This window comes from Desulfovibrio sp. SGI.133 (genome assembly GCF_050313955.1).
GTDB lineage: Bacteria > Desulfobacterota > Desulfovibrionia > Desulfovibrionales > Desulfovibrionaceae > Desulfovibrio.
On the sequence record NZ_JBNPMK010000002.1, the window covers coordinates 288,000 to 301,473 of the forward strand.

The 13,474-nt window shown below is 64.2% G+C and carries 14 protein-coding genes; all 14 read right to left on the bottom strand.

Going from position 1 to position 13,474, the window contains the following annotated elements; translation table 11 throughout:
- Window positions 1-317: 317 nt before the first annotated feature.
- The 14 genes from holA to rpmF all read right to left on the bottom strand — a co-directional run bounded on the left by holA (window position 318) and on the right by rpmF (window position 13,404).
- Window positions 318-1,304, bottom strand: a complete 987-nt coding sequence (gene holA, locus ACQRBR_RS04030; RefSeq protein WP_204673814.1) for a DNA polymerase III subunit delta — start codon at window positions 1,302-1,304, stop codon at window positions 318-320.
- Between the two features lie 120 nt (window positions 1,305-1,424).
- Window positions 1,425-3,938 carry a leucine--tRNA ligase gene (gene leuS / locus ACQRBR_RS04035; RefSeq protein WP_204625029.1) on the bottom strand — a complete coding sequence of 838 codons (2,514 nt, stop codon included), beginning with the start codon at window positions 3,936-3,938 and terminating at the stop codon, window positions 1,425-1,427.
- Between the two features lie 15 nt (window positions 3,939-3,953).
- On the bottom strand, window positions 3,954-4,427 hold the full coding sequence (nusB, locus tag ACQRBR_RS04040; RefSeq protein WP_278882833.1) for a transcription antitermination factor NusB: 474 nt from the start codon (window positions 4,425-4,427) through the stop codon (window positions 3,954-3,956).
- 3 nt (window positions 4,428-4,430) lie between these two features.
- Window positions 4,431-4,901, bottom strand: coding sequence for a 6,7-dimethyl-8-ribityllumazine synthase (ribH, locus tag ACQRBR_RS04045; protein WP_006003824.1), 471 nt, complete (start codon window positions 4,899-4,901; stop codon window positions 4,431-4,433).
- 9 nt (window positions 4,902-4,910) lie between these two features.
- Window positions 4,911-5,573, bottom strand: a complete 663-nt coding sequence (locus tag ACQRBR_RS04050) for a riboflavin synthase (protein WP_168935424.1) — start codon at window positions 5,571-5,573, stop codon at window positions 4,911-4,913.
- Window positions 5,574-5,576: 3 nt separating this feature from the next.
- Window positions 5,577-6,719 (bottom strand): bifunctional diaminohydroxyphosphoribosylaminopyrimidine deaminase/5-amino-6-(5-phosphoribosylamino)uracil reductase RibD, encoded by a 1,143-nt coding sequence (gene ribD, locus ACQRBR_RS04055; protein WP_303867506.1) that lies wholly within the window; start codon window positions 6,717-6,719, stop codon window positions 5,577-5,579.
- Window positions 6,712-7,191: a deoxycytidylate deaminase gene (locus tag ACQRBR_RS04060; protein WP_040368923.1), complete on the bottom strand. Its 480-nt coding sequence runs from the start codon at window positions 7,189-7,191 to the stop codon at window positions 6,712-6,714. The genes ribD and ACQRBR_RS04060 overlap by 8 nt, the downstream gene beginning before the upstream one ends.
- 248 nt (window positions 7,192-7,439) lie before the next feature.
- Window positions 7,440-8,678: a serine hydroxymethyltransferase gene (glyA, locus tag ACQRBR_RS04065; RefSeq protein ID WP_006003831.1), complete on the bottom strand. Its 1,239-nt coding sequence runs from the start codon at window positions 8,676-8,678 to the stop codon at window positions 7,440-7,442.
- 21 nt (window positions 8,679-8,699) lie between these two features.
- Entirely contained in the window at window positions 8,700-9,947 is a 1,248-nt protein-coding gene (gene fabF / locus ACQRBR_RS04070) for a beta-ketoacyl-ACP synthase II (RefSeq protein WP_303880766.1), read from the bottom strand.
- Window positions 9,948-10,068: 121 nt separating this feature from the next.
- Entirely contained in the window at window positions 10,069-10,305 is a 237-nt protein-coding gene (acpP, locus tag ACQRBR_RS04075; protein WP_006003837.1) for an acyl carrier protein, read from the bottom strand.
- A 65-nt stretch (window positions 10,306-10,370) separates the two neighbouring features.
- Window positions 10,371-11,123, bottom strand: a complete 753-nt coding sequence (fabG, locus tag ACQRBR_RS04080; RefSeq protein WP_006003839.1) for a 3-oxoacyl-[acyl-carrier-protein] reductase — start codon at window positions 11,121-11,123, stop codon at window positions 10,371-10,373.
- 62 nt (window positions 11,124-11,185) lie between these two features.
- A complete protein-coding gene (locus ACQRBR_RS04085) occupies window positions 11,186-12,172 on the bottom strand; it encodes a beta-ketoacyl-ACP synthase III (protein WP_303880768.1) in 987 nt (328 codons plus the stop codon).
- Between the two features lie 15 nt (window positions 12,173-12,187).
- On the bottom strand, window positions 12,188-13,222 hold the full coding sequence (plsX, locus tag ACQRBR_RS04090; protein ID WP_072334025.1) for a phosphate acyltransferase PlsX: 1,035 nt from the start codon (window positions 13,220-13,222) through the stop codon (window positions 12,188-12,190).
- A complete protein-coding gene (rpmF, locus tag ACQRBR_RS04095; RefSeq protein WP_006003844.1) occupies window positions 13,222-13,404 on the bottom strand; it encodes a 50S ribosomal protein L32 in 183 nt (60 codons plus the stop codon). The genes plsX and rpmF overlap by 1 nt, the downstream gene beginning before the upstream one ends.
- Window positions 13,405-13,474 lie beyond the last annotated feature (70 nt).

Consider the following 13,474-nt stretch of genomic DNA (forward strand, 5'->3'; position numbering starts at 1 on the left):
AAGAGGACGCCCGGGGAGCGTCCTCTTTGGTTTCGTGACCAGTCATAAACCCGGAAGGGCTGTGATGCAGTCCCTCAACTGCCTGTGGCAGAGAGGCCAGTGACTGCCGTTTGTGATTTTTGGGGATAGAGTGCGTCCGAAGAATTGCTGGCGCCGTGTCACATGTCTTCTTGGAAGGTTTCGCCCTTTTGAGTCGAAGGTCTGACCGTCATGCAAAAATGTTCCAGAAAAAAGCGCGTTTGCGGAAGGAGGGGGGCTTGGGGGAAGGGACCCCTTTTTCGCGCCGGCAAAAGGGGGTCCCTTCCCCCCAAAAAAATCTAGCGCCGTGCAGCAGCGAAGAGGGCCACAAGATCGGTGGCCAGCTTGTCCAGACTTTGCTCAGGCGTGCAGCGACCGCTCTTGATGGCCAGCTCGGCGTCCATGATCATGCCCAGGCAGCGGGCCAGGGCGGCGGGGCCCAGACGGCGTGCCAGCTGCTGCTTGGCATTGGCTTCGGAGGGATGGAAGCGGACTTTCTCGCCCGCGCAGGCCTGCCAGAGCTGGCGGAACTCGCGGGCCAGCAGGGAGAGCAGGGGGAAGAGCAGGCCTTCCACGTCCTTGCGGCCCCGGGCCAGCTCTTTCCAGACAGCGGCCAGGTTACCGGCTTCCATATGGCGGATGCAGGCGAAGATATTGCATTCCGGGGCCCAGGAGCTGGTGGCCAGCATGTCCGTGGTGACGGACCAGGGCATGGCCTGCCCGTCATCCGCCGGGCGCAGGAGCAGGAGCTTTTCCAGTTCGTTCTCCACGGCCTGGGCATCGGGGGGCACGGAGGTGCAGAACTGTTCGAAGGCGTCGGCCTCGAAGGGGATGCCCAGGGCCTGGGCGCGGTCGCGGACATATTTCTTGATGCTGCGCTCGCTCAGGCCTTCGCTGCGCCAGATCCAGCCCTGCTGATCGGCAAAGCCCAGGCAGCGCAGCTTGGCGATGTGGGCCGGGATCTTGGGCTGGCCCTTTTCCCAGGCCACTTCCAGGCAGAAGAAAGGCCAGCACTGTTCCGAGGGCCGGGCCAGGGCGGCAGAGATCTTTTTCCAGACCGCGGCGGGCCAGAGATGGGCCTGACGCACCACCAGCAGGCGCGGCGTGCCGAACAGCCCCTGGAGGGTGAGCTGTTCCCAGAAGCGCGGCGAAGGCTCCTCGTCCCCCCAGTGGACGTGCCGTTCCCAGCGGCTGCTGTCGCCCTGGGCGCTCACGAGGGCTTCCAGACGGGCCTGCAAAAGGCGGCTGTCCGGGCAGACGAGAAAGGAAAAACCGGGTCTGGGCATGGTACGTCCTGGGTTCGGGATGGAAAACGACGTTGCGGGGAAAAAAGGCGGACGGCATGTCCGGGCCTTCTTCCCCCGCAACGGTTCAGTTCGGTATTGCGGAGCGGGGCTCCCTGCGGGCTAGTTGGCCACCACGTTGACCAGCTTGCCGGGCACCACCACGACCTTGCGGATGGTCAGGCCGCTGGTGTGACGCTGCACGGCGGCGTCGGCCAGAGCCACTTCTTCCATCCGGGCCTTGTCGGCACCGGCGGGCACTTCGATGGTACCGCGCAGCTTGCCGTTGACCTGCAGGGCGATGGTGACGGTATCCTGCACCAGGGCGCTTTCCTCGCACACGGGCCAGGCTTCTTCCTGCAGGGAAGAGGTGTGGCCCATGCGCTGCCACAGTTCCTCGCACAGGTGCGGGGTGATGGGCGAGAGCAGGGTCAGCACCGTGGCCATGGCCGAAGAGAAGACGCGGTTCTCGGCGTCGCTCTTGCCCAGCTTTTCGCGGGACAGGTACATGGCGTTGACCAGTTCCATGACCGCGGAGATGGCGGTGTTGAACTGGAAGCGGTTGCCCATGTCCTCGGTGACCTTCTTGACCGTCAGATGCTCGCGGCGGCGCAGGTCGCGGGCTTCGGGCGTGGTCACGTCGTCGGCACCGGCGCCGCAGGCCTTGACCGCGGACAGGCGCTCGGCTTCGTCCATGAACAGACGCCAGACGCGGTGCAGGAAGCGCGAGGAACCTTCGATGCCGCTGTCGGACCAGTCGAAGTCACGCTCCGGCGGCGCGGCGAAGAGGCAGAACAGACGCACGGTGTCCGCGCCGTACTTGGCGATCATGGCCGTGGGGTCCACCACGTTGCCCTTGGACTTGGACATCTTGCTGCCGTCCTTGAGCACCATGCCCTGGGTGAGCAGGTTGGTGAAGGGCTCGTCCAGACCTTCGGGGTAGAAGCCCAGGTCGCGCAGGACCTTGGTGAAGAAGCGGGCGTAGAGCAGGTGCAGGATGGCGTGTTCCACACCGCCGATGTACTGGTCCACGGGCAGCCAGTACTTGAGGGCGTCCATATCGAAGGCGCTCTCGGTATTGCGGGCGCCGGTGTAGCGGGCGAAGTACCAGGAGGACTCCACGAAGGTGTCCAGGGTATCGGTCTCGCGACGGGCCTCGCCACCGCAGACGGGGCAGGTGCAGCGCACGAAGGAGTCGGTCTCGGGCAGGGGAGAGCGGCCGTCTTCACGCACATGGGCATCCAGGGGCAGGAGCACGGGCAGGTTCTCTTCCTTCTCGGGCACCACGCCGCACTTGTCGCAGTAGATGACCGGGATGGGGGCGCCCCAGTAACGCTGGCGCGAGATGTTCCAGTCACGCAGGCGGAACTGCGTGGTGGCCTTGCCCTTGCCTTCCTTTTCCAGACGTTCGGCCACGGCCTTCTTGCCGTCGGTGTTGGGCATGCCGTCGAAGTCGCCGGAATTGACCATCACGCCTTCGGTGGTGAAGGCGGCTTCCATGGTGGCGGGGTCGAGGACCTCGCCTTCGGGGCTGATGACCACCTTGACGGGCAGGCCGTACTTGCGGGCGAATTCGAAGTCACGCTGGTCGTGGGCGGGCACGCCCATGACGGCGCCGGTACCGTAGTCGGCCAGGACGAAGTTGCCCAGCCACACGGGCACCTGCTGGCCGGTGAAGGGATGGATCACATAGGCGCCGGTGAAGATGCCTTCTTTTTCCAGATTGTCGGACTGGCGCTCCAGACGGTCCATGTTGCGGATGCGGGTCACGAAGGCGCGCACTTCGTCGGCCTTTTCGTAGCCTTCGATGAGCTTTTCCACCAGCGGATGTTCGGGGGCCAGGGTCAGGAAGGTCACGCCGAACACGGTGTCGGGACGGGTGGTGAAGACTTCCAGATGGTCGACGCCGTCCAGGGGAGCGGGCAGGCCGAAGCGCACGGCCGCACCGGTGGACTTGCCGATCCAGTTGCGCTGCATGGAGAGCACGCGGTCGGGCCAGCCGCCTTCCAGCTTCTGCAGGTCCTGCAGCAGTTCGTCACCATAGGCGGTGATGCGCAGGAACCACTGGGTCAGGTCCTTCTGTTCCACATGGCTGTCGCAACGCCAGCACAGGCCGTCGATGACCTGTTCGTTGGCCAGCACGGTGTGGCAGGAGGGGCACCAGTTCTGGGGCGCCTTCTTGCGGTAGACCAGGCCCTTTTCCAGCAGGCGCAGGAAGAAGCTCTGCTCCCAGCGGTAGTACTCGGGGCGGCAGGTGGCCACTTCGCGGGACCAGTCATAGGAATAGCCCAGACGGCGCAGCTGCGCGCGCATGTTGTCTATGTTGGCATAGGTCCACTTGGCCGGATGGGTGTTGTGCTTGATGGCGGCATTTTCCGCGGGCAGGCCGAAGGCGTCCCAGCCCATGGGATGCAGCACGTTGAAGCCCTGCATGCGCTTGCAGCGGGCCACCACGTCACCGATGGAATAGTTGCGCACATGGCCCATGTGGATGTTGCCCGAGGGGTAGGGGAACATCTCCAGCACGTAATACTTGGGTTTGTCGCTGTGATGGTCGCAGGCAAAGGCATCCTGCTGCTGCCAGCGCTCCTGCCATTTCTGTTCGATGTCCTGCGGGGAATAACGATCTTGCGTCATGACACTTGTCTGCTTTTAGTTGGTGGAATCCTCTCCGGCGGAGAGGGAACCCTTTTCCAGAGCCTTGGCGGCGGCGTCCAGAATACCGTTGACAAAACTGGTGGCGTTGTCTTCGCCGAACTGGCGGGTCAGCTCCAGGGCCTCGTTGATGGCGACCTTGGCGGGGACGTCCTGGCGGTACAGCAGTTCGTACATGGCCAGGCGCAGCAGGGTCAGCTCCACGCGACCCATGCGGTCCACGCGCCAGTTGCGCGAGAAGCGGCTGATGGTCTTGTCCAGTTCATCACGCTTGCTCCACACGCCCTGCACCAGATCCCAGGCAAAACCGGAAGGCAGCTCGCCTTCTTCGGTCTCCTGATGATCGGGGGACTGCAGGAAGGCGCGGCGCACGTCTTCCAGCGAGGTGGCGTCGGCGAAGGACAGCCCGTACAGAACCTGAAAAGCCTGGGCGCGTTCGCCCCGGCGGCTGGCGGATTTACCCTTGCTCATGGATTACAGCTGCTCCAGCACGCGGATGGTTTCCAGCATGGCGGCGGCAGCTTCCACGCCCTTGTTGCCGCCCTTGGAACCGGCGCGTTCGATGGCCTGCTCGATGCTGTCGCAGGTCAGCAGGCCGAAGCCGATGGGGGTCTTGTACTGCAGCATCACCTGGGCGATGCCCTTGCTGGCTTCGTTGCACACGTAGTCGAAGTGGGGGGTGGCACCGCGGATCACGGCGCCCAGGGCCACGATGCCGTCATACTTGCCGCTGGCGGCCAGCTTCTGGCAGACCAGGGGCATCTCGAAAGCACCGGGGATGCGCACGATGGTGATGTTCTTGGCATCGAGGCCGTGGCGTTCCAGGTAGTCCAGGGCGCCGCCGGTCAGGCGGTCCACGATGAAGTCGTTGAAACGGGTGGCCAGGATGGCGATCTTGAGGCCTTTGGCATCAAGCATGCCGCTGATGGTAGTGGGATTGCTCATGGTCTGCTCCTAAAGAAAACCGTTTTGCAGTAAAAATTCCTTGTTGATGCCGCTGCTCTTCTGCGGCGTGGCGGGCCCGTCGGCCTGGCACTGCATGATGCGGCGCACGTATTTGCCGATGAGGTCCGTCTCCATGTTCACGCGGCTGCCCGGGCGCCAGTGCAGCATGGTGGTGCGTTTCTGGGTATCCGGGATGACGTTGACGGTCAGGAAATCCTTGCCGCAGGCATTGATGGTCAGGCTGATGCCGTCCAGCGTGACGGAGCCCTTTTCGATGACTTCCGCCGCAAAGGCCGGCGGGAAGGCCAGCGTGCAGCGCAGGGAGGAACCGGCCTGTTCCACGGAACGCACCGTGGCCACGCAGTCCACATGGCCGCTGACCAGGTGCCCGCCCAGGCGGTCGCCCAGGGCCAGGGCCCGTTCCAGATTGACCAGGTCGCCCTTGCGCAGATCGCCCAGGGTGGTGCGGGAAAGGCTCTCGCCCGAAGCATAGACAGTGAAGGTGGAACCGCTGTGCCGTTCCACGGACAGGCAGGCGCCGTTATGGGCGATGGACTCCCCGTCCACGATATTTTCCAGAGGGAAGAGGGGGCGCACTTCCATGCGGCACTCCTGGCCGCTGCGGCGCAGGCCCACGATCTCGCCCTGTCCCTGGATGATGCCGGTAAACATGGTCTACTCCTGAGGAATGGCCGGGCGCAGCTGCAGGTGGACGTCGCCGTCGCACAGGGAGGTACGGCAGACGCGCAGATCCAGGGCCTCGGCCATGGTGAGGGGGCTGCGGCCGTCGAACAGGGGCGCGGCCTCGTTGTCGCCCAGGATGCGCGGCGCCAGATGCAGCAGGAATTCGTCGGCAAAGCCCGCTTCCAGCAGGGAAAGGGCCAGATGCCCGCCGCCTTCGCAAAGCACGTAGGGGCAGTGCAGGTCTTCATACAGCATGTGGAACATGGCCGGGAAGTCCGGGCAGCCGCGCTGTCCGGGGCCCAGGGCCAGCACACGCACGCCCATCTGGCGCAGGGCGTGGGCCGCCGTGGAGGCTGCCGCCGCAGGCGAGCAGAGGAAGACCGCCTGGTGGGGACGCTCCTTGAGCAGATGGATGTCGCCTGCGGGATTGGGCAGGCGCGAGGTCAGCACGCAGGCCAGCGGCTGCTGTTCCACCGTCTCACCGGGGATGCGGGCCGTGAGGCAGGGGTTGTCGGCCCGGAAGGTGCCGCCGCCCACCAGCACGGCGCCCCCGGCACGGCCGATACCGGCACGCAGGCGATGCACCAGGGCGCGCGAACCTTCGCTGCTGACCCAGCGGGAGTGACCGGTACGGGTGGCGATGCGCCCGTCCATGGTGGCGGCCATCTTGAGGATCACATACGGGCGTCCCTGCTGCCAGGCCAGGAAATCGGCCACCTGGTCGCGGCATTCCTGCTCGCAGACCGGACCGATGACTTCCACACCGGCGGCACGCAGGCGTTCGGCACCGCCGGCCGCCTTGGGGGTGGGGTCGTACAGGCCGATGACCACGCGTTTGATGCCCGCGGCCAGCACGGCTTCGCTGCAGGGCGGGGTCTTGCCGTAATGGTTGCAGGGTTCCAGCGTGACCACCAGGGTGCACTGGGCAGGATCGATGCCCTGACGCTGCGCGTCGCGCAGGCATTCCACCTCGGCATGGGGCTGCCCGGCGGCATGATGCCAGCCGCGCGCCACCACCTGACCGTCGCGCACCAGCACGGCGCCCACCGTGGGATTGGGGCAGGCGCTCCAGCGGCCGTTCTCGGCCAGGGCCAGGGCCTCACGCATGAAGGGGGCGAAAATGTTCTCAGACATGCTGCGGTCCTTTGAGCATGTCGGGCGAGAAGGGGATCTGCTCGAAGGTCACACCGGCCTCACTGAGCATGGCCAGTCCCAGCTCGTCGGGATAATGCTCGCTGTACCAGATATGTTTGATGCCGCAATTGATGAGCATCTTGCTGCACATGGCGCAGGGGAAGGTAGTGCAGTACAGCTCCGCCCCGGCGATGCTCACACCGTGCACGGCGGCCTGGATGATGACGTTCTGTTCGGCGTGCAGGCCGCGGCAGATCTCGTGGCGCTGCCCGGAAGGGATGCCCATCTGTTCGCGCAGGCAGCCCGTCTCCAGACAGTGGCGCACACCGGAGGGCGCACCGTTGTAACCGGTGGCCAGGATGTGCCTGTCCTTGACGGCGATGGCGCCCACCTTGCGGCGCAGGCAGGTGGAGCGCTCGCGCACCAGATAGGTGATGCTCATGAAATAATCGGGCCAGGGCATTCGTTGCATGACAGTACTCGCAATAAAAAGTTGGACTACCTTACACGCAGCCGGGGCAAAAGCCAAGCCCGCCGGTGGCAGGGACCACGGACGGAAAAGGCCGCCAGAGGCGGCCTTTTCAAAAGAGGGGCTTTCCGCAAGGCACCGTCAGCAGCAGCGACCGGCAGGTCGGGGCCGCCGGCAGGCGCGGCGGAAAAAAAGAGGGAGGGACCACCGCCCCGCAGGGGCAATGGCGTCCTCCCTCCTGTCGTGCATGGTTACCAGGTGAACAGGGGATAGGCGCGGGCGAATTCCTCCACGCGGCTGCGGATGGCGGCCAGGGAGGCAGGTTCGTTGCGCTTTTCGATGGCTTCCACGATGAAGGCCGCCACCTGGCGCATCTCGTCTTCCTTCATGCCGCGGGTGGTCAGGGCAGCGGTGCCCAGGCGCACGCCGGAGGTCACGAAGGGCGAGCGGGTCTCGAAGGGGATGGTGTTCTTGTTGACCGTGATGCCGGCGGCATCGAGGGCGTGTTCGGCATCCTTGCCGGTCACGTCCTTGTTGGTCAGGTCCACCAGCATGAGGTGGTTGTCCGTACCGCCGGACACCAGCTGGAAGTCGGCATCGATCAGGCACTGGGCCAGCACGGCGGCGTTCTTGACGATCTGCTGGCTGTAGGTCTTGAAGCCGGGGCGCAGGGCCTCGCCGAAGGCCACGGCCTTGGCGGCGATGACGTGCATCAGCGGGCCGCCCTGGATGCCGGGGAAGATCTGGCTGTTGAGGCTCTTGCCGCGGGTCTCGTCGGAAAGGATCATGCCGCCGCGGGGACCGCGCAGGGTCTTGTGCGTGGTCGTGGTGGTGATGTGGGCGTACGGGATGGGGCTCTCGTGCAGACCGGCAGCCACCAGGCCCGCGATGTGGGCCATGTCCACCATGAGGACGGCACCCACTTCATCGGCGATGGCGCGGAAGCGGGCGAAGTCGATCTTGCGGGGGTAGGCGCTGGCACCGGCCACGATGGCGGCGGGCTTGTGCTCGCGGGCGATACGGGCCACTTCGTCATAGTCGATGCAGCCGGTCTCGCGGTTCACGCCGTAGAAAACGTTGTTGAACAGCTTGCCAGAGAAATTGACGGGGCTGCCGTGGGTCAGATGGCCGCCGTGGCTCAGATCCATGCCCAGGATGGTGTCGCCGGGCTTGAGGAAGGAGAAGTAGGCGCCCATGTTGGCCTGGGAACCGGAGTGGGGCTGCACGTTGGCGTATTCGCAGCCAAAGAGCTTCTTGGCGCGTTCGATGGCCAGGTTCTCGGCGATGTCCACGTATTCGCAGCCGCCGTAGTAGCGCTTGCCCGGATAGCCTTCGGCATACTTGTGGGTCATCACGCTGCCCTGGGCCTCACGCACGGCCGGGGAAACAAAGTTTTCCGAAGCGATCAATTCCAGTTTGGTGACCTGGCGCTGGGATTCCAGGATGATGGCCTGGGCCAGTTCCGGGTCCTGAAGCAAGATTTCGTCCATTCTACCGCTCTCCCTTTGGGGCTAGTCGTTCCACTTCTTCAGGATCAGGCTGGCATTGGTGCCGCCGAAACCGAAGGAATTGCACATGGCGTATTCACAGGGGATATGGGCGGAACCGCCGGCCATGTAATCCAGATCGCAGTTGGGATCGGGATTTTCCAGATTGATGGTGCCGGGCAGCCAGCCGGTATGCAGGGCCATGGCGGTGAACACGCTCTCCACACCGCCCGCGGCACCCAGCAGGTGACCGGTCATGGACTTGGTGGCAGAGATCTTGATCTTGGAAGCGTGCTCGCCGAACACCAGCTTGATGCCCTTGGTCTCGGTCTTGTCGTTGAGCTGGGTGGAGGTGGCGTGGGCATTGATGTGCCCGATGGCCTCGGGGGCCAGACCGGCGTCGCGCAGGGCGTTCTGCATGGCACGGGCCATGCCTTCGCCGGAATCGGCGGGAGCGGTCATGTGGAAAGCGTCGTCGGAGGCGCCGTAGCCCACCACTTCGGCGTAGATCTTGGCGCCGCGGGCCTTGGCGTGTTCCAGTTCTTCCAGCTGCAGCAGGCCGGCGCCTTCACCGATGACGAAGCCGTCGCGGTTGGCGTCGAAGGGACGGGAGGCCTTGGCAGGCTCATCATTGTAATGGCTGGAAAGGGCCTTCAGGGCCGTGAAACCGGCCACGCCCAGAGGCGTCACCGTGGCTTCCACACCGCCGGTGATGGCCGTGCTGATGCGGCCCAGCAGGATCTCGCTGAAGGCGGTGCCGATGCCGTGGATGGCGGAGGCACAGGCGGTGGTGGTCACGATGTTGGGGCCCTTGGCGCCGGTGAAGATGGCGATCTGGCCGGGGCCCATGTTGGAGATGAGCATGGGGATCAGAAAGGGAGAAACCTTGCCGGGACCACCCTGCAGCAGCTTGGCGTGATAGGTCTCGATGGTCTTCAGGCCACCCAGGCCGATGCCCAGGATGACGCCCACGTCGTAGGCGTTGTCGTCATTGATGACCAGGCCGGAGTCTTTGAGGAGCTGCTGGGCGGCCACCACGGCGAACTGGGTGAAGCGGTCCATGCGGCGGGCCTGTTTGGCCGGGATGAAATCTTCGGCAACGAAGTTTTTCACTTCGCCGGCAACGCGCGAGTCATAGTCGGTGGCATCGAAAAGGGTGATGGGGCCGATACCGGATTCGCCGGCAAGCAGGCGCTTCCAGGTGGTTTCAAGGTCATTGCCCAGAGGGGTGATGGCGGAAAGACCAGTGATGACAACGCGCGGACGACTCATGGATACTCCTTGGACAGGCGGGGTCTTGCGCCTGGAAAAAATCTCGTGTTGAGGCCGGAAGGGGAAAAACGCACCGGGCAAGCCCGGTGCGTTCCAATTTTTCCGGCAGACAGGGAAAAACTTAGCCCTGCTTGCTTTCGATGTAGCTGATGGCGTCCTGCACCTTCAGGATCTTCTGGGCGTCGTCATCGGCGATTTCGATGTCGAATTCTTCTTCCATGGCCATGATCAGTTCGGTCAGGTCCAGGGAGTCAGCGCCCAGGTCTTCCACGAAGGAAGCTTCGGGCTTCACTTCTTCAGCGCTCACACCCAGCTGGTCCACGATGATTTTGGTCACTTTGGCTGCAACTTCAGACATGGTTATCCTCCAACTCGCTTTGTGTTTTCCGGTAGCGGGAGCGGCAGCGTGCGCGGCCGCAGGTTTTAGCAGTACATGCCGCCGTTGACGGCCAGCACCTGGCCGGTGATGTAGGCAGCCTTGTCCGACGCCAGGAAGGCCACGGCGTCGGCGATCTCCTGGGCGGTGCCCATGCGTTTCAGCGGGATGGCGGCTTCGTAGGAGGCACGCACATCGTCGCTCAGGGCGGCGGTCATGTCGGTTTCGATAAATCCGGGGGCCACGGCGTTGACCGTGATCTGGCGCGCGGCCAGTTCCTTGGCGCAGGACTTGGTCAGACCCAGCAGGCCGGCCTTGGCGGCGCTGTAGTTGGCCTGTCCGGCGTTGCCCATCTGGCCCACGACGGAAGAGATGTTCACGATGCGGCCGTGACGGGCCTTGGTCATGATCTTGGCGGCTTCGCGGGTGCAGATGAAGGCACCGCGCAGGTTGATGGTGATGACGCGGTCGAAGTCGTCATCCTTCATGCGGACCAGGAAGCCGTCCTTGGTGATGCCGGCATTGTTGACCAGCACGGCCAGATTGACCTTGCCCTTGATATGTTCGGCAAAAAAGGCAGCCACGGCTTCGCCGTCGCCCACGTTGAGGGGCAGGGCCAGGGCACGGCCGCCGGCAGCCTCGATCTCCGCCACGGTCTTGTCGGCTTCTTCGGGACGGCTCACATAGGTGAGGATGACCTGATAGCCGTCACGGGCCAGGGTCAGGGCAACGGCGCGACCGATGCCGCGGGAACCGCCGGTAACCAGCGCGGTAGGAGTGGTGGAATCAAGATTGCTCATGATGCTGCCTCAATGGATTTTATGATATAGCAGAAAAGGGCCGAGTTCAACGCCGCGGCAGCCTAGAACTGCAGCAGGGCCGCGCCCCAGGTCAGGCCGCTGCCGAAGGCGGTCACCAGCACACGGTCCCCGGCCTTGATGCGGCCCTGGGCCAGAGCTTCCACCAGGGCCAGCGGCACGGAGGCGGAAGAGGTGTTGCCGTATTCGGCCACGTTGGTGAACACGTGATCCAGATCGATCTTCAGGCGGCTGCCCACGGCCTCGATGATGCGCATGTTGGCCTGGTGGGGCACGAAGAGATCGACATCGGCGGCCGTGAGGCCGTTGCGTTCCAGCAGTTCCTGGCAGACGCCGGACATCTGGCGCACGGCATGCTTGTAGACTTCACGGCCCTGCATGGAGATGAAAAAGTCGTCGCCCACGGGATCGCCGGGCTTGTACTGGCAGCTGGTGCCGCCGCCCACGACGATGAGGTCGTGCAGGCTGCCGTCGCTTTTGCAAATGCTGTCCTGCACGCGGGCCAGGGCGTTTTCGGGATCGCTGTTCAGGATGCAGGCACCGGCGCCGTCACCGAAGAGCACGCAGGTGCTGCGGTCGCTCCAGTTGACGCGGCGGGTAAGGGCCTCGGTGCAGACGAAAAGGATCTGGGAAGCCGGGTCCTGGCAGAGCAGGGCGTCCGCCAGGTGCAGGCCGTACAGAAAGCCGGAGCAGGCGGAGCCGAAGTCGAAGGACATGGCCGGGCCGGCACCGATGTTGCCGCCGATGATGCAGGCCAGTGAAGGCGTAAGATGGTCGGGCGTACAGGTAGCGGCCAGGATATGGGTCAGTTTGGCCGCGTCGAGGCCGGCATCTTCCAGAGCCTTGCGGGCGGCATTGGTTCCGAGGTCGGAGGCGTTCTCTTCCTGAGACAGACGGTGACGACGCTTGATGCCGGTACGGGTGGTGATCCACTCGTCGTTGGTCTCCACCAGTTTGCTCAGGTCATCATTGGTCAGGACCTCGGCGGGAACGTAGCTGCTGAGGGCGTGCAGATAGCAGTTTGGCTTCATAGAGATACCCGTGGCTTAAATGGCGCGTGAGAAGCGGGTGAGTTCCTCGTTGGCCAGGATGGTTTCGGCAAGACGGTCGTTGGTGCCCTTGCGCACGAAGGTACCGGCCATCTTGATGGCGTTCTGCATGGCGCGGGCGCTGGAACGGCCGTGGCAGACGATGGCCAGGCCCTGCAGGCCCAGAAGGGGGGCGCCGCCGTATTCGGCGTAGTCGATGGTGGTGGCGAATTTTTTGAAGGCGCCCTTGGCCAGCATGCCGCCCAGGGCGGGCAGGAAGCCGGAGGTGAACAGGCGCTTGAGCATGCGGACCAGGGCCGAGGCCAGGCCTTCGCTCATCTTGACCACCACGTTGCCTACAAAACCGTCGCAGACCACGACATCGATATCGCCCGTAAAGATGTCGCGGCCTTCGGCATTGCCCACGAAGTTGAGATTCTGGGCGAGTTTAAGCAGTTCGTAGGCTTCCTTGACCTGGCTGTTGCCCTTGCCTTCCTCTTCGCCGATGCTCAGCAGGCTGACACGCGGGGCCGCATAGCCCAGCAGGTCTCGCGCGAAGGCGTCGCCCATGAGGCCGAACTGGAAAAGATGATAGGGCCGGCAGTCCACGTTGGCGCCGGCGTCCAGCACGACCACGGGATTCTTTTCCGTGGGCAGCAGGGCAGCCAGCGCCGGGCGTTCGACGCCCGGCAGCCGACCCATGATGAACATGCCGCACGCGACCGTGGCGCCGGAATGACCGGCGCTGACCACGGCATCGGCCTTGCCGTCCTTGACGAGACGGCAGGCCACCTGGATAGAAGCGTTTTTCTTGCGGCGAAGGATGTCCGAAGGCTTTTCATTCATGTGCACCACATCATCAGCCTGGACGATGTCGAAATGCACGTTGGCAAGGTCGAGCTTGGCGAGTTCCGCTTCCACCTTGGGGGTATCCCCCACAAGGAGGACGTGCAAGTCATGAAGCCTGGCGGCGTCGATGGCACCAGGAACAACCACGGAGGGGCCAAAGTCCCCTCCCATGGCATCAACGGCTATGATGGGGCGCGCGTTCATTACTCAGCTTCGGTCTTGGCGATCACCTGACGGCCCTTGTAAGCGCCGCAGTTGGGGCACACGCTATGGGGCACGGTGGGCTCGCCGCAGGAGCAGTAGATGACGGTGGGGGTGGCCACGCGGTCGTGGGAGCGACGCATGCCCTTGCGGGAACGGGACTTTTTGTTTTGCTGGACAGCCATGATGTTCTCCTTCTCCGAGAGATCGGAAATGATATGCTTTTTGGGCGTGAGTGACCCTATGGGCCAAGCT

Coding starts and splice junctions, on each gene's coding strand:
- ribD (WP_303867506.1), bottom strand. CDS start 6,719: ATGTCTGAGAACATTTTCGCCCCCTTCATGCGTGAGGCCCTGGCCCTG.
- ACQRBR_RS04060 (WP_040368923.1), bottom strand. CDS start 7,191: ATGCAACGAATGCCCTGGCCCGATTATTTCATGAGCATCACCTATCTG.
- ACQRBR_RS04085 (WP_303880768.1), bottom strand. CDS start 12,172: ATGAAGCCAAACTGCTATCTGCACGCCCTCAGCAGCTACGTTCCCGCC.
- holA (WP_204673814.1), bottom strand. CDS start 1,304: ATGCCCAGACCCGGTTTTTCCTTTCTCGTCTGCCCGGACAGCCGCCTT.
- plsX (WP_072334025.1), bottom strand. CDS start 13,222: ATGAACGCGCGCCCCATCATAGCCGTTGATGCCATGGGAGGGGACTTT.
- ribH (WP_006003824.1), bottom strand. CDS start 4,901: ATGAGCAATCCCACTACCATCAGCGGCATGCTTGATGCCAAAGGCCTC.
- fabG (WP_006003839.1), bottom strand. CDS start 11,123: ATGAGCAATCTTGATTCCACCACTCCTACCGCGCTGGTTACCGGCGGT.
- glyA (WP_006003831.1), bottom strand. CDS start 8,678: ATGGACGAAATCTTGCTTCAGGACCCGGAACTGGCCCAGGCCATCATC.
- nusB (WP_278882833.1), bottom strand. CDS start 4,427: ATGAGCAAGGGTAAATCCGCCAGCCGCCGGGGCGAACGCGCCCAGGCT.
- rpmF (WP_006003844.1), bottom strand. CDS start 13,404: ATGGCTGTCCAGCAAAACAAAAAGTCCCGTTCCCGCAAGGGCATGCGT.
- ACQRBR_RS04050 (WP_168935424.1), bottom strand. CDS start 5,573: ATGTTTACCGGCATCATCCAGGGACAGGGCGAGATCGTGGGCCTGCGC.
- leuS (WP_204625029.1), bottom strand. CDS start 3,938: ATGACGCAAGATCGTTATTCCCCGCAGGACATCGAACAGAAATGGCAG.
- acpP (WP_006003837.1), bottom strand. CDS start 10,305: ATGTCTGAAGTTGCAGCCAAAGTGACCAAAATCATCGTGGACCAGCTG.
- fabF (WP_303880766.1), bottom strand. CDS start 9,947: ATGAGTCGTCCGCGCGTTGTCATCACTGGTCTTTCCGCCATCACCCCT.